We start from the raw sequence: 22,154 nt of genomic DNA on the forward strand, positions 1-22,154 counted from the left end.
GTAGTGTCTTTTTGCATAGTTTATCAATCTTGTTCTACGATAGGACGTTGGCGCGTCCGACTGAATAACATGAAAAGGCCGAGCGCGATTAGTACTATAACCATGAGAACCAAATACAGATGCTGATAGCCGATGATCGGTACCAGTAAACCAAGTACATACGGACCAAACCCAAAACCGAAGTCTAAGAAAATAAAGAACGTTGACGTAGCAACACCTAAGCGCTCAGGTTTCACGCCTTGCAACGCAATTGCTTGGGCGCATGATTGGAAGTTACCAAACCCGAGTCCAAGAACACCACCCGCAAGAAGTAACATCCACCCTGCATTTGCTCCACTTAATAGTAATAATCCACCTGCAAATAATATTAATGAAGGATAAACGACAAATTTATTACCCTTTACATCCAATAATTTTCCGGTATACGGTCTCGAAATCAGTACTGCAATAGCGTATACTAAAAAGAAAAAGCTGGCTGCACTAACTAAGTTGATTTCTTCAGCATAAAACGAAATAAATGAGAGCACGCCAGAATACGCAATAGCTGCTAACAATGTCACAAATGCAATCGGTAACGCCTGTACTTCCAATAAACCGTGAACCCCGAATTTCTTTGTTGCCGTCTGCACATTTTTTCTAGGCATGGCCGTGGGCGCTTTCTCAACAAAAAAGAACATGGCCGCACAACTAATACTAAGTACTAGACAAAACATAAAGAGTATATTGAAATGATAGTGCTGGCTTAAGAAAATACCGAAAAACGGTCCAACCGCTGTAGCGAGAACTGTACTCAAACTAAAATATCCAATGCCTTCACCTCTACGTGATGGTGGAAGCATTTGAGCTACCATTGTTCCTGTCGCGGTAGAAGAAATGCCAAGTCCAACACCATGAAAGAACCGGTTCGCCATTAATAACGGCAAATTTACGGCAGCAAAATAGAAGACGGATGCCAATACAGTAACCAACAATCCAATCAATAGAATATTCCGGCTACCGACCTTTTCTATTAATCCACCTACAGCAAGGCGTGCAATTAATGTCCCAATGATGAAAATCCCTGACACAAGACCTGCAACACTTGTTGATACGTCATACTCCTTCACTGCATAAGGCGCAATCGTCACTATAAGTAAATACATAACTAACATCAAAAAGAAGTTGATGACTGAAGTAACGATAAAATCCTTTGTCCAAATCTTTTTATTATTCATTTAACCACTCTCTCATATATGAAGGTTTTTACTTGCTAGTTTTAACACACGAATTCCTGCTTCTAAATCTTCTTTTGTAGCACCTTCAAGTAAGTTTTCATAAAACACTTCCAAGTCAGCCATTACTTTCACTACTGTCGCTTGTCCCTGCTCCGTCAAGCCTATCCATTTCTCCCTGCGATCTACCCCTGGCCGAATGCTGACTAAGTTCATTTCCAACAAGCGTTGCACAATTTTGGTGACGCTCGGCTTTTCCACTTGCTTACGCATAGCAATCTCTGCCGATGTCATTTCACCATCTATCCATAACAGCTTCAGTATTCCCCATTGTGAGTGGAATAATCGATACGGTGCTAGCAAATTATTTAATTGATTTAACAACGGACGATAGAGTTGAACATATTCTGGAAAAAATTGTTGTTTTTGCTCCATAAATTTACACCCCTAATTTATTTGGTTAGTCTGGCTAACTATTTATTTTATTTTAAACCTTTTTCTGTGGAAAGTAAAGCAATAGCAAGATACTTATCGCAACCTATTTACACGGATGTGATATGATAATTTATATTCTCTCACCGTAGTTCGCTAGATGTGGGAATGAGTAACGAACAGGAGAGTGATCCCCATTTGGAATAAGTATAAGAACACACCTTTTGTCGCTAAAATTACGATTGGATTCATGGCGGGCACCTTACTTGGAATCTTTTTTAACGAATACACTACTTTTTTGAAACCATTCGGAACATTGTTATTGAACTTACTCAGTTTGATTGCCATTCCTGTCATCTTCCTAACAGTTGTATTAGCTGTTAATCAAATGAATTTAGCCCAACTCGGTAAAATGGGCGGTAAGTTAATTCTCTATTATACGGCAACTACAGCCGCCGCTGTATTAATTGGGCTCTCGTTGGCTATATGGCTCAAACCGGGTAGACATTTGACTTTACCTACTGACGCAGTGGTAGAACCCCCTCATGCACCTGGATTCTCAGAAATCTTACTGCAAATTGTACCAAAGAATATCTTCGAAGCTTTTACGTCTGGAGATTTGATGGCTATTTTATTCGTTGCAATCATCATCGGCATGGCCATGTCTTCCATGAAGTTTTCTTCTGATACGAAACTCGTTGAGATGGGTAATTTTCTTGATCGTTTCTTTAACGCATTGAATACGATGTTTTATAAAATTCTTGAAGGTGTCTTGTTATATGCACCTATAGGTGTTTTTGCGATCAGTGCCACCGCTTTTGGTGAGCAAGGATGGGAAACATTACTGGGATTGTTATCATTCGTCGGTGTATTCTATCTTGGTGTTTTAATTCTCTGGTTATTTGTCTACAGTGGGTTCTTGAAATTCTTTGGAAATCCAGTATTACCTTTTTATCGAAATACGAAAGATGCCTATACAACCGCATTTTTCACTTCTAGTAGTATCGCTACGTTACCTATTGCAATTGAATCCGCAAAAAAAGCGGGCGTCTCCGAGAATACAGCGAACTTTGCTTTACCACTCGGTGCAGTTTTCAATTCTGATGGCGGTGCATTGCGCATGGGCATTTCGCTAGTCTTCGCAGCGAATATCACAAACTTGAACTTATCCGCTGTAGACTTTATCGTTATTATCGCCATTGGAACCTTGCTTTCTATTGGAACGGCGGGTGTTCCCGCTGCCGGATTGGTTACGTTATCTGCAGTACTTACTATGTTCGGATTACCTTTGGAGATTGTCGCTCTGATTGCCGGAGTAGATGCATTAATTGGCATGGCGGGTACTGCTTCCAATGTCATGGGGGATATTGTGGGTGCCGCTGTGGTGGATAAGAAAGCGCCACGTAAGAAGTTTGCGTAAACTACATCATTGATCGACGTTTGACTAGAATCTATACTGAAAATTGGACGACACTAAAAGGCAAACCTTCACCCAAGGTTTGCCTTTTATTATTTGCTGTATTATTGTGCAATAGCTTCCATAGAATGAACAATCATCTTTGCGGCATGCGCTCGCGTTGTGGAATCGTTCGGCATGAATTTGCCATTGTCCCCTGTTGCAATATTCATTTGGTAAAGACCCGCTATTGCCCACTGCGTGTCTTTTGAGAACTTCTTAATATCGGTAAACGGCGCTGCTACCGTTGGCGTAAATGGCTTTCCTGTTACTACTTCATACGTTCGGCTCAGTACTAATGCTAACTGCGCACGAGTGATCGGCTTGTTTGGCATGAAGTGACCGTTCACTCCACTCACTAAACCATGGTCATAAGCGGCTTGTATATCCATCTTAGTGCTGTCTGCGTAGTCTGCTAAATCGGTAAATGCCCATTTTGTGCTTGTAGGCTTTAAATCCAATGCGCGAATGATAATTGACATAGCTTGTGCACGTGTCAGTGATGTATCGGGTCGGAAAGTCTGATCTGCATAGCCACTAACAATACCTTTCATTGCCGCCACTTCAATTACATCTTTAGCCCAGTGATTTGCAATATCTGTAAACACCACTGTTGGTTCAACTGGTTGTTTATCTATTGTGTATTTAGTATGCAAGTGCTGTATGCTCTTTTGGCCATTCTGATTAACGGCTTGAACAGAGAAATGATACTCTTTATTCGGCTCAAGATCTGTAATTTCATATGATAAGACGGGCGACATCACTTCGCCTACTATTTTATCGCCAATAAAGACTTGGTACGTTGAGATCATTCCCGTATCAATGACTGGTTTCCAGTTGAGTTCTACTGTTGCCGCGTCTTTGGCTGTGACGGTAAGTGCATCTTTAGCAAACCATGTATAGTTCTCCATCAATGATTTGTGGAAAGCCTCCATGACTACTTTGTAGCCTGCTTGACTTAAATGGATATTTTCAGGATTAGGTAAGTACGTATATGGATCTTCAGCTATTTTCTTTGATGTGTCCACAAACTGCGCTGTAGTGCCTGTCACGCCACTTTTAATACCATCATTTAACAGTACGACAAGCTGATTTACCAATGGTTGATTCTGTGGGCTCAAGTAAGGGAATGGATTGTAATAGCCCATCACATATACTTGCGCATTCGGATTTAGTTGATAAATTTTAGTTAAGATTTTTTGCGTATTGATTCCGACTTTCATGATCGCCGCCTGGATTTCTTCCGAGTTGAACTGCGGTACACCTTTGTCATCAAACGTAATTTTCGGCAATACGTCATTTGCACCGATCGTTAACGTAATGAGCTGTGCTTCTTTTACAGATTGATGGAGAGTCGCTGTTTTGTCGGAATGCCCGATACCTACGATCGGCTTCGTGACGTCCATCTCCAAATCTCTCAAAACATCCTCTGTCTTATAGCCGGGGTACGAAAACCCTTTATTGCTCGCTTGCAGCACTTCACTGTTCGCCAGCTCTTCTGCTAAAAGGTCTGTATAGCCTTTACCTAACTCATTATTCGGTGTGACACCGGCCGCTAATGAATCCCCTAGCGCTAAATAATTAAGAGGGGAAATCCACGTAGGCGCTTTTTCAGGCTCCGCAGCAGTTGATTGTAACGGCATGACAGCAATTTGCAATACTAAGGCAAATGCCATTACAACATAGCTAATCGACTTTTTGGACATTATACATACCACCTTCCATTTTCGGATTATTGTAAATTTAATAATAATTGCTAGCTTACCAGTTTGTCAAATTTTAGTTCGGACATCCCAGAGTTCTGGAAAGAATCGATGATCTAGTACTGATTTTAGATAGTGAACACCTGAAGAGCCGCCTGTGCCTTGCTTAAAGCCGATAATTCTCTCCACTGTTTTCATATGCCTAAAGCGCCATTGCTGATGGCTGTCTTCGATATCAACTAGCTTTTCCGCTAGTTGATATAAGTCCCAGTAACGATCAACATCGCGATAGACTTCAAGCCATGCAGCCGCTACACTCGGATCTCCTTTATACGTAACTGAAAAATCACGAGTTAATAAGTCTGCATGGATGTCAAAGCCTGCACGTGCTAAAGCTTGAATAGCTACATCGTAAATTCCCGGTGCTTCATACGCTTTCGCCAATCTCTCTGATAGCTCGGTGTCCTTTTCATAGATTTTTATAATTTGTGGTTGCTTATAACCTAAAGCAAACTCGATCAATCGATTTTGATAGGATTGGAATCCCGAGGCCTTTCCTAAGCTGTCTCGAAATTCCATGTACTCAGCAGGCGTCAACGTAGCCAAAACATCCCACGCCTGAATGATTTGAGTCTGAATCTTTGAGACGCGAGCTAGCATTTTGAACGCTTCGGGTAATTCATCTTGCTGAATCAATTCAATCGCTGTCTCTAACTCATGTAAAATTAGTTTCATCCATAATTCATTTACCTGATGAATGATGATGAAAAGCATTTCGTCATGATGTCCTGATAGACGCTTTTGACTCGATAGCACCTGATCTAAATGCAGGTATTCACTATACGTCATTGAATCCCGGAAATCGGTATGAATTCCCTTTTCGTTCATGACGGTAGCCTCCTAACGACCGCACGCACAGGACTGCCATCCGCATCTTCCAATGCTAAAGGCAATGCAATCAACTCATAACTTCCTTCTTCCAATGAATGCAATACTAAATTCTCGATGATGATTACATCATTGCGATATAACGAATGGTGGCCAAGTAGATCTTTGCTAGTCTCCGAGTCAACAGATGGTGTATCTACGCCGATTAGACGTACCCCCCGCTCTTTCAATAGCGGCCCGACATCTTCACCGATAACAGTGAAGTTCTCAGGAAACTTCGTCGGTGTTGGATGGCTTCCCGTTTTCAGTAAAAGTCGTTCTGCACCGTCAAAATCAAATGGCTCCAAATCTGCCCTTGTCACACAACTAATTCCTGTCACGTCTATCAAACGAGCTTTGCCAATGTATAAATCCACTGGCAACTCCAAAATTTTCAATCCATCATTATCATAATGGAAAGGCGCGTCCGTATGCGTACCAATATGCGTACTCATTGTTAATTTGCCGATATTGACGGAACCGGACTGCTCTTTTGATACGGCTACTTCATAGGTAAACGGTGTATCTCCAGGCCACTCTGCAATACGCTGATTTAATGGCTGTGTAATATCAATCCATTGACTCGTCATGCTACCACCCCACGTTCATTCGGATAGTGTTTATAGACATCTTCTTGCATAATCTTTTTGAGGATTTGCACCGTTTGCCAGACATCTTCAAATGAATTATACAATGCAACAGGCGCTAACCGAATTCCATCAGGCGCACGGAAGTCTGGAACAACGCCTTGCGCTTTCAATGCTTGACATATTCTAGCGGCTTCGTTGTGCTGCAGTAATACGTGTCCTCCACGCGAATCGTCTAGTGGATTCCCAATACCGAACGAATACTCGCCTAGTTCAGCCTCTATACAACTCAACATAAAGCTCGTCAGTTTCAATGACTTCTCACGGATTCCCTCCATTCCAAGCTCCTCGAACATTTCGAGTGAACCGAGTAGCGGAGCCAGGCTCAATATATGCGGCGTGCCGATTTGGTATGCACCCGCATCGGTTGCAGGTGTCATCGTATGATTCATATCAAATTGCTTGGACTTATCGGAGCCGAACCATCCTGCAAGACCTGCTTCTTTACTGAAATGTCGTTCATTGACGAATAAACCACCAACCGATCCAGGTCCGCCATTCAAGTGTTTATATGTACACCAAAAAGCAAAATCTACATCCCATTCATGAAGGGCATGTGTCACGGATCCAACCGAATGCGATAAATCGAAGCCAATTATAATATCTCTTTCCCTCGCCGCTTGCGTAACCGTTTTCATTTCTAGCACCTGACCACTACGGTATAAAACGGACGGCAATACAATCAACGCCACTTCATCCGTCATTGCCTCTATGATTCGATTTTCATCCAGCGTAAGTCCATCGTCACTTTTCACACGAATCAGATGCTCTTCAGGATCAAGTCCTCGGACACGAATTTGACTTTGCAATGCATAAATATCCGATGGGAAATTCAATTCATCCGCTATTATTTTCGTTCGTTTCCCCGAGGGTCGATAAAATGTGGAGATCATTTGATGCAGATTCGTCGTAGTAGAACCTGTCGCGATCACTTCAGACTTCTTACCGCCAACTAGCGGTGCCATTCTTCCCCCTATTTGTTCTGCCATGTAATACCATGGATGCATACCTTCCGTCCAACCATCAATTGCAAGAGTTTTCCATGTGTCTAGCAGTTCAAACAACTTCTTTTCTGCACGCTTTGATAATAGTCCAAGTGAATTCCCATCCATATAGATTTTCTCCTGCGGTAAATAAAATTCCTCCCTGTAAGGCGCAAGTGCGTCTTGCTGATCTAGTACTTTTGCATACTCAAGTGTATTGGAGCTCATATACATTCTCCTTTCTATCTATACATAAATAATACCATATTGGCATTCAATGTCTTCTAAACGACGGTATGCCCCTTCTGAACTTCTATGCTAGACTTTATAAAAAAGGAGGTTTAGCCTATGGAAAAGTTTACAGAACAAGCTGTCGCAATCATTCAAGCAATTCCGCCAGGTCGTGTGATGACCTATGGGCAAGTAGCCGCAGAAGCAGGTAACCCTCGCGGTGCCAGACAAATTTCACGCATTTTACATTCGATGAGCGCTAAATATGAGTTACCTTGGCATCGCATCATTAATGCACAAGGTGGAATCTCCACTCCGGAAAACGCAGAAGGCAAAGGCGAGACACAACGCGAGCGATTACTTGCAGAAGGTGTCCAATTTAACGCAAACGGTCGCATCTCACTCGATAGGTACCGCTGGCATCCAGACTGAAGGAAAGATGTCGGAGAGTTATTGAGACATAGAGCGGTTACGATGTTGGTATGAGCGATAGTGCGGCTGTATTGAGCGGTTTGGACCCCGCTATGAGCGCTTGAGCAAGTCGATTGAGCGCTTACGGAGAATCATAGAGCGGGTGAGCGGCTTCATTGAGCAGTTTTGACCTTGCTATGAGCGCTTGAACAAGCCGATTGAGCGCTCACTGATTGCTGGGCCGTATTGAGCGGTTAAGGCGTCACATTGAGCGCTCGTACAAGCCAATAGAGCGCTCGCGGGGAGAGATAGAGCGATTGAGCGATCGTATTGAGCGGTTAGGAATAAACTATGATCACTTACACAAATTAATGAGCGCTTACGCTAATTTTCACTTATATCAACATCAAAAAACGCTTGGCATCTAATATGCCAAGCGTTTTCGCGATCTATACTTGTAATAAACTCAAAAACTTCTTCGTCCGCTCATGCTTTGGATGGTTGAAGATCTCAACTGGTGCACCACGTTCTACAATAACACCGTCATCGATAAAGATTACTTCATCGGCGACTTCCTTAGCAAACCTCATTTCATGCGTTACGACAGCCATCGTCATCCCTTCATGTGCTAGATCCTTCATAACACGAAGTACTTCACCGACAAGCTCAGGGTCAAGAGCGGATGTCGGCTCATCGAACAACATGACTTTCGGGTCCATCGCAAGTGCTCGCGCAATCGCGACACGTTGTTGCTGACCACCTGAAAGTTGGAAGGGATGCTTGTCCTTGTGATCAGCCAGCCCTACTTTGTCTAGTAGCAGTTCTGCCTTTTTCACTGCTTCCTTGTGTGACAGTCCTTTGACTGTAGTGAGTCCTTCTGTCACATTGCCTGTCGTGGTCAGATGTGGAAACAGGTTATAGCCCTGAAATACCATTCCTGTCAATCGACGAAATGCACTGATTGCTTTTTTGGAAACGGATGAATTAAAGTCTAGCATCTGCCCATCTATAGACAGCACACCGCCATTCGGTGTTTCGAGTACATTTAGGCAACGTAGCAACGTAGATTTACCAGAACCTGACGGACCGATGATCACGACCACTTTTCCCTGCTCGATTTCTAAGTCTACATTTTTTATCACTTCTTGCGATCCAAAAGACTTTTTCAGTCCTTGTATAGAAATCATGATAACCCTCCTGACTTACCGACTACGCGATCCAGGCGTTTTTCAATTCTACCTTGGAAAATCGATAAGATGAAACAAATCACCCAATACACTAGAGCAGCCATGATATAGACGAATAAAAACTCATAGTTCATAGAGGCGATTTCTTGCGCTCGCCTAAATGTCTCTGCTACCAAAATTGTCGCAGCAAGGGACGTATCTTTCACTAGTCCAATAAAGGAATTCGAGAGTGGCGGTACGGAAACCCTAGCAGCTTGCGGCAGAACAATCTTCCGCAATGCCTGCGAGTAATTCATGCCAATAGAATATGCCGCTTCCCACTGTCCTTTTGGAATGGAGAGAATAGCTGCGCGAATAATTTCCGAAGCATACGCACCGACATTCAAGGAAAACCCTATGATGGCTGACGGGAACGGATCAATCGTGACACCAATGGTCGGCAACCCATAGAATATGATAAATAATTGTACAAGCAAAGGCGTTCCACGAATAATCGATACATACACCCGTGCAATTGCTCGCAAGATTTTACTAGATGAAATTCTCGCTAATGCAGTAAAGATTGCAATGATCAATCCAATACTAAATGCAATGATTGCTAAGGGGATCGTATACTTGATAGCCCCTTCAATCAATGGCCCGATGGATGTTGATGCGATTTCTTGGAATCTTTGTATCCGTTCGGGACTTAATGCGACCATATTAAGATACATCTTCGCCGAACCATTTTTCGGAGATCTTCTTCAATGTACCATCTTCACGCATCGCATCTAACGCTTTGTTTACTTCTTCTATTAAGTCTTCATTGCCTTGTCTGAATAAAAAGGCACTCTCTGATTGATTATCTTCAGAGATTTCTTCTTCAACCACTTTAATAGGTGCATCAGGCTTTTGCTTCAAGTAATCAAGTGCGGAAAGTTTATCATTATACGTACCATCTACTCGTTTTGAAATGACTAAATCGACACCTTGGTTAAATCCGTCAATTTTTATAATTTCTGCACCATTTGCCTTCGCTAATTCCCCATAGTTACTTGTCAAAGTCTGCGCAGCTTTCTTTCCTTCCATCTCATCAAATGCAATATCCGCATCTTCACGAACGACTAAGACAGAGTTCGAATGCGTATACGCCTGAGAGAAATCATACTTCGCTTTACGTTCTTCGTTAATACCGACCTGATTGGCAATCATGTCAAATCGTTTCGCATCTAACCCTGCGAAAACAGCATCCCACTGTGTTTCAAAAAACTTCGCTTCCACACCCAAACGTTTGGCAACTTCCTGAGTAACTTCCACATCATAACCTGTCAGCTTCCCCGATTCATCATGAAATGAAAATGGTGCGTATGTTCCTTCTGTTCCTACATTGAGCACACCGTTTGCGAGTACTTCTTCTAGCAGACTGTCTTGCTCTGCTGGTTTTTCAGCGGAGTCGTTGGGTTTACTCTCTTCTTTACCACCACATGCGGCTAAAACAACGGCCAGTAATACGATCATAAATGGTGTAAGTACTTTCTTCATCTATAAAACCCCACTATTCTTATAAGTATTTGTTGTTAAGAATCATAAAAGATTGAGTAGACTCTGTCAACATGTAAAGCTTGCATCATGCGTGATTACACTATACAGAATTCCTTGATGAAACTAAATATTTCTGACTTGAAAATAGTAAAATAATAATATGACGCTTCACACGTTTTGATTCCCTAAAGAAAGGGCATACAATCGCTATACTATAAATTTAGGGGTTGGATCGTATGGATCAAGGATCTGAGAATGCACGAAGGAAATTAAATAAAACATTAAAGCCATCATGGGTATTTGCAATCGCACTCGGCTCATCTGTTGGTTGGGGAGCATTCATCTTACCAGGTGATTGGATTCAATCTTCTGGACCACTAGGCGCAGTCATTGGATTAGGAATTGGCGCACTCGTGATGATGATCATCGCCTCCAGTTATGGTGTAATGATTAAGAAGTTTCCGGTTTCCGGGGGCGGATTTACATATGCTTTTGTAGCAGCAGGAAAGATATGGGCATTCATTTGCGGTTGGTTCTTGTCACTTGGGTACATATCGATCGTCGCGTTAAATGCTTCTGCACTCACTTTATTACTGAAATTTTTAGCACCTGGATTCATGAAGCAAGGGTTTCTCTATAGCGTCGCAGGGTGGGACGTATACATACCTGAGATCATCGTGGCCAGTTTGCTGATTTTAGCATTCGCATTTATTAATACGACAGGAACAAGTATTTCAGGTCAAATTCAATTTTATTTCAGCGTCTTGCTTGTTGCCGGTGTCATAGTACTCGGTATCTTCACATTCACCGGGGCCGAACAACCACTTGCGAATTTGCAACCATTGTTTAAAGGGAATCAGTCAATTATTACTTCTATACTTGTAGTATTGGCCATTGCACCATGGGCATACGTCGGATTCGATAATGTCCCACAAGCTGCGGAAGAATTTAATTTTTCTCCTCGTAAAGCCACTATGCTAATTGTAGCTTCTCTTTTTACATCTTTCATCATCTATGCAATCATGATTGGCTTAACTAGTTGGTCATACCCAGCATCAGCTAACATCGGAAACGGCGATTTATGGGTAACAGGTGATGTGGTTCGATCCGCATTAGGAATTGGTGGATTAGGCGTTATGGCAGTGGCGATTGTCATGGGGATCTTCACCGGGTTGAATGGATTCTTCATGTCCTCAAGTCGTTTATTATTCTCTATGGCACGCGCACGTGCATTACCTAATTTCTTCCGTGAGATGACAACAAAACAAACGCCGAAATGGGGAATCTGGTTTGTAGCGCTAATTACATTACCTACGCCATGGTTCGGCCGCCAAGCATTGACTTGGATTGTTGATATGTCTTCAACAGGTGTCTCTGTAGCCTACTTCTTCACTTGTCTGGCTGCGTTTAAAGTATTGGCTTGGGGCAAAGAGGAAATCGGACGTGAAATTGCACCATTGAAAAAGCTTTTAGCATTATTGGGTATGGTGGCAAGTGGCTCATTCTTAGCATTACTACTTGTGCCAAATTCTCCAGCGGCACTTACAACACCTTCTTACTTATTGCTACTCGCTTGGACAGTCGTTGGTGTAATCTTCTACGGGGGGATTCGCAAGCGTTACAATAGCCTGACACAAGAAGAAACCGAGTATTATGTGTTAGGCAAGTCCATCGAATCAGAAGTAACGGATACAGAAACTGATATAGATCTACCTATTCCAGAGGCTACTCGTTCGTAGGTATACTAATTGAAAAGGACCACCACAAGTCTACACTTCTTGTGGCGGTCCTTTCTTAATACTTAGTAAATGATTACATATCGTTAACTTCATCATGACAAACGAGTTGTTCGCAAACGAATGTAGCCACTCAGGGAAATGATCATGGGCATACCTGAACATGCATCTATCGACAGCTTTTCCTTACTTACTCCTTCCTATCTACATGCAAAAGCAGAGACCATAACGGCCTCTGCTTTTAATACATCTAGTCTTATAGAAGACCAATCCACTGCCAGTAAGTTGCACTGAATAATAAGATTAACAAGTAACCAAGAATCGTGAGTGGGACACCTGTCTTCAAGAAGTCTTTCACTGAAAACGCACCGGTTCCATATGCTAGCATGTTCTGCGGAGCACTGACTGGCAGTAAGAAACCGAAACTGATGACGAACTGCTGAATCAAGACGAATCCGACTTCATTGACATCAAGTGAAATCGTCGTTGCTAACGCAATAAAAATCGGAATCAGTGCAGATGACAAACTCGTTGCACTTGCAAATCCAAGGTGAATTAAAATATTAAACAGTGACAGTAAGGCAATAGTTGCTAGCAACGGCATAGTATCCAAGCCCATTGCACCGAACACTTTATCAGACAGCCATTGTGCACCTGTTGTATCTAGTAGTAGTGTACCCATTGAGATACCTACCGCGAAGACGACGATCGTACCCCATGGAATCATTTGCTGAACGGTTTTCCAATCGAACACACCAATTTTCGGCGTTAGTAAAATCGCAATAGCGACAATGGTGACAGTTGTTGTATCAAATGGGTGTAGTTTTTCTTCTGTTGCCCATAAGAAAAGTAAAGCAACTGCTACGACAATCAAGCGGAGTTCGGAAGCTTTGATTTTACCGAGTTCCTTTAATTGTCCCTGAATCAATTCTTTACCGCCTTCAACTACTTGTGTTTCAGGCTTGATAACCAATTTCATGATGAAAAATAAAGCGATCGACATGAGAATGGACCATGGAGCTGCGTACAAGAACCAAGAACTCCACGCGACAGATACACCAAATTCCTTCTCAATAAAGCCAAGTGCTACCATATTCTGTGCAGCACCTGTTTTAATACCAACATTCCAAATCGAGACGGATTGAACAGCTGTAATGACGAGCAAAGCCCCTAGTCGACTGTTTGTCGGCAATCCGAATGCGGCGACCATACCAAGCAAGATCGGTACGACCGCTCCAGCACGTGCTGTTGCACTCGGTACGAAGAATGCCAAGACGATGGACACGATGATGGACCCAAAAATAATAGCACCGGTTTTGACGCCTACTTTCGACAGGATATAAAGCGCCAATCGTTTATGAAGGTTGGTCGTCTGCATGGCGGTTGCGAGGAACAATGCCGCTGCTACTAGTGCTACTGCAGGACTTGAGAATCCAACCAATGCCATTCTTAAGGCGTTTTTCGTTCCTAGCAGTTCTCCAGTATTTTCCATGTTTGGTGCAAGGCCGAGGAGTACTGCAGCTAAACCAAGAATCATCGCTGCGCTGACAGGATACGGTACGGCTTCAGTCACCCATAAGATTACCGCGAATGCTAAGATGGCCAGTGCTCTTTGGCCGACTACAGGTAGATCTGCAGGGTTGGGTAATAAAACGATAGTTATGAGTACAGCAAATGCCAAGAGTATCCATAACCCCTTCAGATTACGCGTCTGCTTATCAGGCTGAGGAGCAACTTCTTGTGTTGTGGTCACCAGTATTCATTCCTTTCTATAATAGTCCCCTAAATAATTTACAATTAAATGTGTTCATGACGTGTGTTAAAATGTGATTTCAGAAACATATTCGGGCGTCGTTGCAACGCATTTTAATAGGGAGTGTTCAATATGATCTTCAGTGGGCTAACGAATCCTTCGGGCAAACGTATTCTTCTGATGCATCCAGAGAGCTTTATATATAAGAAGTAGATCACTTCTTAGAAAGCCAAATGCTTGTCAGTCTTTTCGTTTCACATTCTTTAAAATGATTTTACTTTTTGGGATGCTTGGGATGTTGACAAGGCTGTAGCTCAAGTCTTGTTTAGGCACATCGAATGTCATACGATTCGCAAAGTAATCCAAACTCACTTTCATCACTTCGATTGTCAACCACTCTCCAGCACAGCGGTGGTTAAGTATGAACTCTCCACCACCTTGTGGTATGAGATTGTATGGTGTAATCGGTTCATCCTCGAATCGCGTCGGATCAAATACTTCAGGATTATTCCATAGGGATGGATCATGATTCGTCCCATAAAAATCGAGCATCGTCAGCGTCCCTTTTTTAAACGCATAGCCTTCCCATTTAAAGTCTTCCTTCACGCGTGCAGCGTTAAACGGGAAGAAAGGATAGAGTCTGCGTACTTCTTGAACGAAATCTTGCAAATCTTTTTCATCTCCTGAAGCCAATCTCTTTTGATGTTGCGGATGTTGAATGATCGCGTGTACTTCAAATGCAATATAAATAGAGATCGCCACAATTGGGCGAATGACGTTCAATACTTCTACAGCCGCTATTTTTTCATCCAGTAATTTGTCCTGTTCGTCTCGATGGAAGGCAAAGACTTTCATAGCGGTGCCTTCAAAAGGAATCAAGTCACCTTTTCGAACCGACTTAATAAGACCACCAATCCATGTCTCCAATTCCTGTCGTGCATTCTTCGCCTTCCACTGCTTATATCCAAGCGTCACTGGTGATTCAAAGAGCTGAACGATCGCTTCCTTTTTCTCTTGCACTTCTTGTTCTTTTAATGGGACGCCCGCCCACTGACAGGCTAAGCGAAGAAGTAATTCCTGCGATTCGCTATAAACATTCACTTCTCGTTGTTTTTCGAAGTCATTAAGCTTCCGCTCCCATTGACTTTTCAACATTTCTTTCAACTGATCGATCTTGTCTTTAGACATAAGCGACATGAAAGCTTCTTTACGATGGCGATGCGCTACCCCGTCGAGTGATTGCACGCCACCTTCACCCGTTAACGTTTCTTGAAAGCGCTTCGGCATAGCTCCTTTTCGAATAAATTTCTCCGTATCATAAAAGAGCGCTGCAGCTTGTTCTCCCGATAGGCAAATGACTTTTTCTCCAAGTATGTGCGCTTCAAATATATTGGATTGTAACCCTCTTCTGCGATTATCCAAAAACTGATAACCTTCACGAATCATACTAGCCGTCTGATTTTTCCTTTCTAATTTTGGTATTGGTCTACTTTCCTGCATGAGTCATCACTTCCTTTTTGAATACTTTCTATTGCTTTACCCTGTTCAGCGTGCAAGTAATCGGTCCATTCCTCTATTGACATATCTTTCTGAAGTGATAAAATTCAAAACGATAACTTTCTATACATGTAAAGAGCGATCTATTATATAATGAATCTATGTCTTCTATTCTTCTATTCACAACTACAGGGGAGACTGATCAGATACTCCTTCGTCCTTAAAGGGGATGACAGGAGTTTTTCTATATTTACAGGAGGTAATAAGTATGTTCCCAATTAAGGCGATTCATACGCCAACATTTAAAGCGTCAGTCATATTGACAATGCTGATTGTAGCGATGATCAGTGCCAGCATCATAGTATTTGACTCTGTACCACATGTACCCATTTTATTTGCTATTCTTTTATTATTTGGCTATGGAATATGGAAGAAAATTTCATACAAAGAGTTGGAACGAGGGTTAGTTGAAGGTGCAAGTTCTGGAATGAGCGCGGTGTTTTTGTTCTTCTTCATCGGAGTTCTCGTGAGTAGCTGGATGATGGGCGGAACGATCCCTACCTTGATCTATGCTGGACTCCAAATCATTACGCCAACATTTTTTTACGCCATCGTCTTCATCGTCACAGCTATTATCGGCTTATCGGTCGGTAGTTCATTGACAACTGTTGCCACGATTGGTGTAGCGTTCATCAGTATGGCGCATATTCTGGAGCTTTCTTTGCCAATTGCGGCGGGTGCGATTGTTTCGGGTGCATTTTTTGGGGATAAGATGTCACCGTTGTCTGATACAACCAACTTAGCCTCTTCGATTGTGGGTGTAGACTTATTTGAACATATACGCAATATGGGATGGACAACATTTCCCGCGTTTTTCATCTCACTCATCTTATTTGGTGTGTTATCACCCAATGTGACGTCTAGCGATTTTTCGACAATCGAAAAATATAGTGACGCACTAATCGGCACAAATTTGATACATTGGTATACCTTGATTCCTGTAGTCGTGCTGATCATTTTGACATTCGTCAAAGTACCAGCTATTCTGACGTTGGCTGTCAGTGCACTGTCTGCCATTATCGTTGGATATATCCATACATTCTATGGCGTTACTGAAGTATTGAATATTTTATTTAGTGGCTATGAAGGATCCACAGGCGTCGCAGTTGTGGATGAATTATTGTCTCGCAGTGATGGCATGGAAGGCATGATGTTCACGATTTCGCTTGTGTTGCTTGCTCTTAGTATGGGTGGCATGCTATTTACATTAGGTATTGTGCAATGCTTACTTGCGAAAATCGAAAGTGCGCTACGTAAAGTGTCATCAGTAATTTTAACGTCTGCGCTTACTGCAATCGGCATCAACGTGTTAATCGGTGAGCAGTATTTATCTATCTTGTTGACGGGCCAAGCTTTCCAATCCAGCTACGAAAAGGTTGGACTTGCAAATAAAAACTTGAGCCGTGTTATGGAAGACGCCGGAACCGTCATTAACCCTCTTGTTCCATGGAGTGTAGCGGGGATTTTCATCACGACTGTGCTTGACGTATCAACGATTGCTTATTTACCATTTGCGTTTTTCTGTTTATTAAGCCCAATTTTGACTGTACTGTTTGGCTATTTAGGAAAGACGCTGACACGCATTTAATCTATATTACGACATGATCATATCATCTTGCTGCTGATCAAGCCACCGGATTTCTTCATCTAAGGCTACACGTTTTCTTGCAAGTCGGTCCTGTATGCGACGGACGTCTTGCATGATTGCGTGTAGTTTCTTTTTGCCATCGGTAATTCGCGTATGGATCATCCAGTCAGAAAATATAGTATCAAAAACACATCTGTGATTTTTTCTTTCAAGAAGTCTTCCCAATTGCCAGCAATATACACGAAGCCTGGATTCTCTGGTTCTATCCGCATATCTTCTACCTCTGCAGTCAGATCAAGTACATTTTTTCTGCTTCATCATATTTTAATTCCGTCTTAGCCGCTTCTTCAATTTCTCTTTTCATCTTCTCATCCCATCTACCTGTCCATTCACTGATCTTGATTGCAAATGAAAACTTGCCAAGTTTCGCAACATCATAATCATGCATACTATTTTAAGGTCTTCTCATACTAAAGATACATGCATGAAAAGCGGTATTCATTATTATGGCGGGTAGTTTAATTTTACATATTTCCGTTCGCGAGTCTATTTCACAAATAATCATAAGCCAAACCGTATGGTCATACGGAATAAACAACTATTGACAGAAACCGAACACCCTACTGCCATTCCTAAAACGCTTGAATAAAAGTTTAATGAACAAGGGAAAAGGGGAAGTTATTTATAACAACTTCAAATTAGAAAGGAAGAAGCATATATGATAAGAGTTATAAAAAAATTAGTAAAATGGGGAATGGTGTTATATCCTGTCGTCAAAACCGTGATGAATGAAAAGAAGAAAAAAGGAGCTTAAACAACAACGAAATACCGTAGGTAAAGCACTTATAAAACCAATGCCACGCAGTTACCGGGCATTGGTTTTGCTATATTATAATAAAAAAGTTAAATTTATTTCATTAAAAAGGTTTCTTTTTTACTGAAAAAGAGTATACTAAATATGAGGATTTTTTTCTGACCTCTTTTTTCCTCACATTGTTTGATCCCCAAACAAAAAGCTCCAGGTACATTCATTACCTATGGAGGAGAATTTAACACATGCATTGGTACAACAAATTGAAAGAGTATTTTCCAGTCGAAGAGATGAAGTCGCAAGAACATATGGAGACATTACTGAATGACAAAGGCAATGTCTACTATAAGGAAGAAGGGCCAAAGCACGTATTAATGTACGTGGAGACGGAGGACTTCGTTTTCGTAGACTATCTTTTCGTATCTTCAGCTGCACGTGGCGAAGGGTTAGGAAAAAAACTGCTGGATTCGTTGAAGACCAAGAATAAACCGATCTTACTGGAAGTTGAACCAGTAGACGAATCCGAACCAGATACTGAGAAACGACTGAAGTTCTATGCACGTGAAAACTTCACGCACGCACAGAAAATCGGCTATAACCGTCGTTCACTAGCTACTGGCGAACAAACTATCCTCGAAATTCTATATTGGGCACCCCCGCAGTCATCACAAGCGGATGAACAAGATGTATTCAACGCGATGAAAACAACCTACGAAGAAATTCACACCTACAAAGACCAAGATTTCTATGGAGATTCATACGATTCCACTGACAAAGTTCTGCAGTATCAAGCGAAACCAAAAAAGAATATTTTAGAACCTTTCACAACAGTGAGCGTGTGATGAGAAGCCGGTCTTTTATAGACCGGCTTTTTTGTGTACTGATACATACGATCTTATTAGTTGACTCCCCTTTTAAATAATCACCTAACGGTTGATTGAATCAACAAGTATTTAACCTTACACTAGATAAAAGAGAAAGGTGGGAGGATATGTTGCAAATAGGCATGGTGATTCTACAACAACGAAAACGACTTCAAATTACCCAAGATACACTAGCATCTTATTGCCAAGTATCGAAAGCTTCGGTGTCGAAATGGGAAAAAGGATTAAGCTATCCCGATATCACACTGTTGCCGAAAATCGCTTCGTATTTTGAATTGACTGTTGATGAGTTGCTTGGTTATGAACGACAGCTTTCTAAAGAAGCCATCCAACACCACTATTACGAATTCGCATCCCGTTTTGGTAAAGAAACGTTTGAATCGGTTTTTATTGACGTAGAAGAGCAAGTTAAATTGTACTATCACGATCCGGCATTCCTACTGCAGATGAGTATATTACTGCTCAATCATCATATGTTGAGTAGTGACAGCCCCTCTGTATTACAGAAAACTAATGGCTGGTTGGAGCGCATTCGAAATGTAAGTGAAGATGTATGGGTCTTGCGTCAAGCAAACTCGTTGCAGGCTACGGTTTCGCTCATGCAATCAAATCCCGAAACCACATTGGAGTTATTGGACGGAGTGATTAAGCCTAGTATTGGAGACGAGATTTTGCTGGCCACTGCACATGAACAACTTGGTGATCAAGAGGAAGCGATGCGCGTCATCCAAGTCATGATGTATCAAAATGTTATTCAACTTGTCGGCAGTAGCCCGCTCTATTTACGACTTGCTACTTCTAATCAACAAGCATTTGACGAAACGATCCACCGAATAGAAGGATTAATCGGGCTCTATTCGATGCAAACACTTCATCCAAATGTGTGCTTACAATTTTATTTTAGCGTAGCGCAATGTGCAGCCCTTTCATCTAACCGGTCGTTACTATATACATACTTAGAGAAGTATGTGGATGTATGTGTTCATCATCTATTTCCTTTTTCATTACGCGGTGATGAATACTTCGACTTGCTGGAAAGTTGGTTAAAACAATTAGATTTAGGCACAAATGCGCCACGCAATACTGAAATTATTAAGCAATCCATCCTGGAGTCAATGGATGCGCCATTCTTTGAGAACTTTAAACATGACAGTGAAATGCAAGAGTTACGGCAACGGCTACGCTTTGGACTGGAGGGACGTTCATGAATAACGACATGGCTTTATTTATAGAGTACCTACCATTTTTAATTCCGCTTATTATTTTACAACTGGGGTTGGCGATCTTTTCAGCGATACATGTCATTCGCCATCCCCGCTACCGCTTCGGCAACCAAGTGATGTGGTTATTGATCGTGTTGTTAATACAATTTATCGGGCCGTTAATCTATTTCGTTTTTGGAAGAGGTGATTATAATGGTCGTGCAAATTAATGGTGTCACGAAGCGTTTCGGAGATCATGAAATACTGAAAGATATACATCTCACCATTCCTGAGCACACCGTTTATGGATTTGTAGGTGCTAACGGTTCGGGCAAAACGACACTGATGAAATGTATGCTAGGGTTATTACCACTTAATGCAGGATCCATTACAATAGCAGGTGAACGCGTAAAGTTTGGCGAGACAAAGTCCAATCAATATGTCGGATACTTGCCCGACGTTCCAGAATTTTATCCTTTCTATAATGCAATGCAGTATTTGGAGTTATGTGCAGTCATTACGAATATGACGAAAACAGAACGACAAGGACGCATCCATGAACTATTGGAATTGGTCGGATTAGCTGGCACTCGCTCCTTAATTAGTACGTATTCTCGAGGAATGAAACAGCGACTTGGAATCGCGCAAGCACTTCTAAATCGTCCTAAATTGTTGATTTGTGATGAGCCTACTTCTGCTTTAGATCCGGCTGGACGTGCACAAATCCTTTCCATTTTACACAAGGCAAAAGAGGAAACAACGGTTTTCTTCTCCACACATATCGTTTCTGACGCTGAACAAATCTGTGATCATGTGGCGATGTTACATGACGGGACTATTATATTTCAAGATGAACTAGCAAATGTCAAACAGCAAGTTACGGGACTATTCATTTTCACATTTACGATCCCTGTAGCAGAAGTACACGAACGATTGCGACATACTCCATTCGAAATGAAGATCGACAGCGAACAATTCATTGTAAATTTACCGGATGAAAGTACTCGATTGGCGTTCATGCAAGAACTCACTACCCAGAAAATCCTTATACAATCGATGCAACCCCAAACCCGTTTGCTTGAGCAACTCGTCTTGGAGGTGCTTGGATGAATCAGTGGCTTGGATTTTTAAAGAAGGAATGGTTGGAGAGTGTGAAGACGTATAAGTTATTGCTTGTCCTAGTCATTTTCTCAATTCTCGGGATATTAAATCCCTTTACAGCAAAGATCACTCCCGTGTTATTCGAGCAATTCATGCCTGAAGGTGCATTCGTCAACCTACCCGAACCTACCGCACTCGATTCTTGGCTACAGTTCTATAAAAACATTCCACAGATGGGATTGATCGTGTTTATTCTACTATTTAGTACGATGATGTCGAAAGAACTGGAAAAAGGCACGCTTGTAATTTTGCTAACGAAAGGATTACGCCGTAGCACCGTCATTACAGCAAAATTCTTTATGGCTCTTTGCTATTGGACATTAGCCATCACGCTGTCATTCACCATCACCTATGCTTACACTGCTTATTATTGGGATCAAAGTCAACTGCAACACTTACTATTTGCTGCTAGTTGCCTGTATGTGTTCGGCATACTTTTACTTGCGGTTACACTATGGGGTAATACCTTATTCGCCACGTCCTACGGTGGGACACTGAGTACATTATTAGTCGTAATTGCGTTATTTATTGTAGCTATATTTCCTCAGGCCGCCAACTGGAATCCTCTTGAATTACTGACGTCTACGACACAACTAGTAACCGGTGAACTAACACCTTCAGATGTATGGATTCCTTACACTATCACTTTGTTTTCTGCAATTTTAGTCGTATTGCTGACTATGTCTCATTTCAAAAGAAAACTACTTTGAAAGCGTTGACAATGAATGAAAAATCATGTAAATTACAAAAGGA

21 protein-coding genes are annotated in these 22,154 nt (G+C 41.9%); 9 read left to right on the forward strand and 12 right to left on the reverse strand.

What is annotated here, in order from left to right; all coding sequences use genetic code 11:
• Positions 1–23: 23 nt before the first annotated feature.
• A complete protein-coding gene (locus CSV61_RS05430; protein ID WP_099638356.1) occupies positions 24–1,214 on the reverse strand; it encodes an MFS transporter in 1,191 nt (396 codons plus the stop codon).
• 12 nt (positions 1,215–1,226) lie between these two features.
• Positions 1,227–1,646: a MarR family winged helix-turn-helix transcriptional regulator gene (locus tag CSV61_RS05435; RefSeq protein WP_083034322.1), complete on the reverse strand. Its 420-nt coding sequence runs from the start codon at positions 1,644–1,646 to the stop codon at positions 1,227–1,229.
• A gap of 184 nt (positions 1,647–1,830) precedes the next feature.
• Between CSV61_RS05435 and CSV61_RS05440 the strand changes: the two genes are divergently transcribed.
• Complete coding sequence (locus CSV61_RS05440; protein WP_233193523.1) at positions 1,831–3,063, forward strand: dicarboxylate/amino acid:cation symporter; 1,233 nt, start codon at positions 1,831–1,833, stop codon at positions 3,061–3,063.
• Between the two features lie 101 nt (positions 3,064–3,164).
• On the opposite strand, the gene CSV61_RS05445 is transcribed toward CSV61_RS05440, so the two are convergent.
• From CSV61_RS05445 to kynU, 4 genes are all read right to left on the reverse strand, one after another.
• Positions 3,165–4,805 (reverse strand): S-layer homology domain-containing protein, encoded by a 1,641-nt coding sequence (locus tag CSV61_RS05445; RefSeq protein ID WP_099638357.1) that lies wholly within the window; start codon positions 4,803–4,805, stop codon positions 3,165–3,167.
• A 66-nt stretch (positions 4,806–4,871) separates the two neighbouring features.
• On the reverse strand, positions 4,872–5,690 hold the full coding sequence (kynA, locus tag CSV61_RS05450) for a tryptophan 2,3-dioxygenase (protein ID WP_099638358.1): 819 nt from the start codon (positions 5,688–5,690) through the stop codon (positions 4,872–4,874).
• Positions 5,687–6,319 carry an arylformamidase gene (gene kynB / locus CSV61_RS05455; RefSeq protein WP_083034325.1) on the reverse strand — a complete coding sequence of 211 codons (633 nt, stop codon included), beginning with the start codon at positions 6,317–6,319 and terminating at the stop codon, positions 5,687–5,689. Before kynB ends, kynA begins: the two co-directional genes overlap by 4 nt.
• On the reverse strand, positions 6,316–7,587 hold the full coding sequence (gene kynU, locus CSV61_RS05460) for a kynureninase (RefSeq protein WP_099638359.1): 1,272 nt from the start codon (positions 7,585–7,587) through the stop codon (positions 6,316–6,318). Before kynU ends, kynB begins: the two co-directional genes overlap by 4 nt.
• 120 nt (positions 7,588–7,707) lie before the next feature.
• Here kynU and CSV61_RS05465 point away from each other — a divergent pair, with 120 nt between their 5' ends.
• The gene (locus CSV61_RS05465) at positions 7,708–8,022 is read left to right on the forward strand and encodes an MGMT family protein (RefSeq protein ID WP_099638360.1); all 315 of its coding nucleotides are present in this window, start codon (positions 7,708–7,710) and stop codon (positions 8,020–8,022) included.
• Between the two features lie 428 nt (positions 8,023–8,450).
• Here the strand turns inward: CSV61_RS05465 and CSV61_RS05470 are convergent, their stop codons facing one another.
• Genes CSV61_RS05470 through CSV61_RS05480 form a run of 3 tightly spaced genes read right to left on the reverse strand, consistent with a single transcriptional unit; the run spans position 8,451 to position 10,709 of the window.
• Positions 8,451–9,188 (reverse strand): amino acid ABC transporter ATP-binding protein, encoded by a 738-nt coding sequence (locus tag CSV61_RS05470; protein WP_099638361.1) that lies wholly within the window; start codon positions 9,186–9,188, stop codon positions 8,451–8,453.
• Complete coding sequence (locus tag CSV61_RS05475; RefSeq protein WP_083034329.1) at positions 9,185–9,901, reverse strand: amino acid ABC transporter permease; 717 nt, start codon at positions 9,899–9,901, stop codon at positions 9,185–9,187. Before CSV61_RS05475 ends, CSV61_RS05470 begins: the two co-directional genes overlap by 4 nt.
• Positions 9,891–10,709 carry an amino acid ABC transporter substrate-binding protein gene (locus CSV61_RS05480; protein ID WP_099638362.1) on the reverse strand — a complete coding sequence of 273 codons (819 nt, stop codon included), beginning with the start codon at positions 10,707–10,709 and terminating at the stop codon, positions 9,891–9,893. Before CSV61_RS05480 ends, CSV61_RS05475 begins: the two co-directional genes overlap by 11 nt.
• A 236-nt stretch (positions 10,710–10,945) precedes the next feature.
• Here CSV61_RS05480 and CSV61_RS05485 point away from each other — a divergent pair, with 236 nt between their 5' ends.
• On the forward strand, positions 10,946–12,448 hold the full coding sequence (locus CSV61_RS05485; protein WP_099638363.1) for an APC family permease: 1,503 nt from the start codon (positions 10,946–10,948) through the stop codon (positions 12,446–12,448).
• Between the two features lie 253 nt (positions 12,449–12,701).
• On the opposite strand, the gene CSV61_RS05490 is transcribed toward CSV61_RS05485, so the two are convergent.
• Together CSV61_RS05490 and CSV61_RS05495 are read right to left on the reverse strand one after the other, a co-directional pair.
• Positions 12,702–14,198 carry a DASS family sodium-coupled anion symporter gene (locus tag CSV61_RS05490; protein WP_083034332.1) on the reverse strand — a complete coding sequence of 499 codons (1,497 nt, stop codon included), beginning with the start codon at positions 14,196–14,198 and terminating at the stop codon, positions 12,702–12,704.
• Positions 14,199–14,438: 240 nt separating this feature from the next.
• Positions 14,439–15,698, reverse strand: coding sequence for a cytochrome P450 (locus tag CSV61_RS05495; RefSeq protein WP_099638364.1), 1,260 nt, complete (start codon positions 15,696–15,698; stop codon positions 14,439–14,441).
• A 265-nt stretch (positions 15,699–15,963) separates the two neighbouring features.
• Here CSV61_RS05495 and nhaC point away from each other — a divergent pair, with 265 nt between their 5' ends.
• Positions 15,964–17,343 (forward strand): Na+/H+ antiporter NhaC, encoded by a 1,380-nt coding sequence (nhaC, locus tag CSV61_RS05500; protein WP_233193525.1) that lies wholly within the window; start codon positions 15,964–15,966, stop codon positions 17,341–17,343.
• A 289-nt stretch (positions 17,344–17,632) separates the two neighbouring features.
• Here the strand turns inward: nhaC and CSV61_RS16700 are convergent, their stop codons facing one another.
• A complete protein-coding gene (locus tag CSV61_RS16700) occupies positions 17,633–17,791 on the reverse strand; it encodes a hypothetical protein (RefSeq protein WP_158233781.1) in 159 nt (52 codons plus the stop codon).
• A 608-nt stretch (positions 17,792–18,399) separates the two neighbouring features.
• On the opposite strand from CSV61_RS16700, the gene CSV61_RS05505 reads away from it, so the two are divergent.
• From CSV61_RS05505 to CSV61_RS05525, 5 genes are all read left to right on the forward strand, one after another.
• Complete coding sequence (locus tag CSV61_RS05505) at positions 18,400–18,996, forward strand: N-acetyltransferase (RefSeq protein ID WP_099638366.1); 597 nt, start codon at positions 18,400–18,402, stop codon at positions 18,994–18,996.
• Between the two features lie 149 nt (positions 18,997–19,145).
• On the forward strand, positions 19,146–20,246 hold the full coding sequence (locus CSV61_RS05510; protein WP_099638367.1) for a helix-turn-helix domain-containing protein: 1,101 nt from the start codon (positions 19,146–19,148) through the stop codon (positions 20,244–20,246).
• The gene (locus CSV61_RS05515; RefSeq protein WP_099638368.1) at positions 20,243–20,470 is read left to right on the forward strand and encodes a PLDc N-terminal domain-containing protein; all 228 of its coding nucleotides are present in this window, start codon (positions 20,243–20,245) and stop codon (positions 20,468–20,470) included. Before CSV61_RS05510 ends, CSV61_RS05515 begins: the two co-directional genes overlap by 4 nt.
• Complete coding sequence (locus CSV61_RS05520) at positions 20,454–21,350, forward strand: ABC transporter ATP-binding protein (RefSeq protein ID WP_099638369.1); 897 nt, start codon at positions 20,454–20,456, stop codon at positions 21,348–21,350. The genes CSV61_RS05515 and CSV61_RS05520 overlap by 17 nt, the downstream gene beginning before the upstream one ends.
• Positions 21,347–22,111 (forward strand): ABC transporter permease, encoded by a 765-nt coding sequence (locus CSV61_RS05525; RefSeq protein ID WP_099638370.1) that lies wholly within the window; start codon positions 21,347–21,349, stop codon positions 22,109–22,111. The genes CSV61_RS05520 and CSV61_RS05525 overlap by 4 nt, the downstream gene beginning before the upstream one ends.
• Positions 22,112–22,154: the final 43 nt, after the last annotated feature.

Origin of the sequence: Sporosarcina sp. P3 (genome assembly GCF_002743415.1) — a bacterium.
In the GTDB taxonomy this organism is placed as follows: Bacteria; Bacillota; Bacilli; order Bacillales_A; family Planococcaceae; genus Sporosarcina; species Sporosarcina ureae_A.

What these genes read in the sequence shown, in the direction of transcription:
- CSV61_RS05430 (WP_099638356.1), bottom strand. Translation starts at nt 1,214, where the DNA reads ATGAATAATAAAAAGATTTGGACAAAGGATTTTATCGTTACTTCAGTC.
- CSV61_RS05435 (WP_083034322.1), bottom strand. Translation starts at nt 1,646, where the DNA reads ATGGAGCAAAAACAACAATTTTTTCCAGAATATGTTCAACTCTATCGT.
- CSV61_RS05445 (WP_099638357.1), bottom strand. Translation starts at nt 4,805, where the DNA reads ATGTCCAAAAAGTCGATTAGCTATGTTGTAATGGCATTTGCCTTAGTA.
- kynA (WP_099638358.1), bottom strand. Translation starts at nt 5,690, where the DNA reads ATGAACGAAAAGGGAATTCATACCGATTTCCGGGATTCAATGACGTAT.
- kynB (WP_083034325.1), bottom strand. Translation starts at nt 6,319, where the DNA reads ATGACGAGTCAATGGATTGATATTACACAGCCATTAAATCAGCGTATT.
- kynU (WP_099638359.1), bottom strand. Translation starts at nt 7,587, where the DNA reads ATGAGCTCCAATACACTTGAGTATGCAAAAGTACTAGATCAGCAAGAC.
- CSV61_RS05465 (WP_099638360.1), top strand. Translation starts at nt 7,708, where the DNA reads ATGGAAAAGTTTACAGAACAAGCTGTCGCAATCATTCAAGCAATTCCG.
- CSV61_RS05470 (WP_099638361.1), bottom strand. Translation starts at nt 9,188, where the DNA reads ATGATTTCTATACAAGGACTGAAAAAGTCTTTTGGATCGCAAGAAGTG.
- CSV61_RS05475 (WP_083034329.1), bottom strand. Translation starts at nt 9,901, where the DNA reads ATGTATCTTAATATGGTCGCATTAAGTCCCGAACGGATACAAAGATTC.
- CSV61_RS05480 (WP_099638362.1), bottom strand. Translation starts at nt 10,709, where the DNA reads ATGAAGAAAGTACTTACACCATTTATGATCGTATTACTGGCCGTTGTT.
- CSV61_RS05485 (WP_099638363.1), top strand. Translation starts at nt 10,946, where the DNA reads ATGGATCAAGGATCTGAGAATGCACGAAGGAAATTAAATAAAACATTA.
- CSV61_RS05495 (WP_099638364.1), bottom strand. Translation starts at nt 15,698, where the DNA reads ATGCAGGAAAGTAGACCAATACCAAAATTAGAAAGGAAAAATCAGACG.
- nhaC (WP_233193525.1), top strand. Translation starts at nt 15,964, where the DNA reads ATGTTCCCAATTAAGGCGATTCATACGCCAACATTTAAAGCGTCAGTC.
- CSV61_RS16700 (WP_158233781.1), bottom strand. Translation starts at nt 17,791, where the DNA reads ATGCATGATTATGATGTTGCGAAACTTGGCAAGTTTTCATTTGCAATC.
- CSV61_RS05505 (WP_099638366.1), top strand. Translation starts at nt 18,400, where the DNA reads ATGCATTGGTACAACAAATTGAAAGAGTATTTTCCAGTCGAAGAGATG.
- CSV61_RS05510 (WP_099638367.1), top strand. Translation starts at nt 19,146, where the DNA reads ATGTTGCAAATAGGCATGGTGATTCTACAACAACGAAAACGACTTCAA.
- CSV61_RS05515 (WP_099638368.1), top strand. Translation starts at nt 20,243, where the DNA reads ATGAATAACGACATGGCTTTATTTATAGAGTACCTACCATTTTTAATT.
- CSV61_RS05520 (WP_099638369.1), top strand. Translation starts at nt 20,454, where the DNA reads ATGGTCGTGCAAATTAATGGTGTCACGAAGCGTTTCGGAGATCATGAA.
- CSV61_RS05525 (WP_099638370.1), top strand. Translation starts at nt 21,347, where the DNA reads ATGAATCAGTGGCTTGGATTTTTAAAGAAGGAATGGTTGGAGAGTGTG.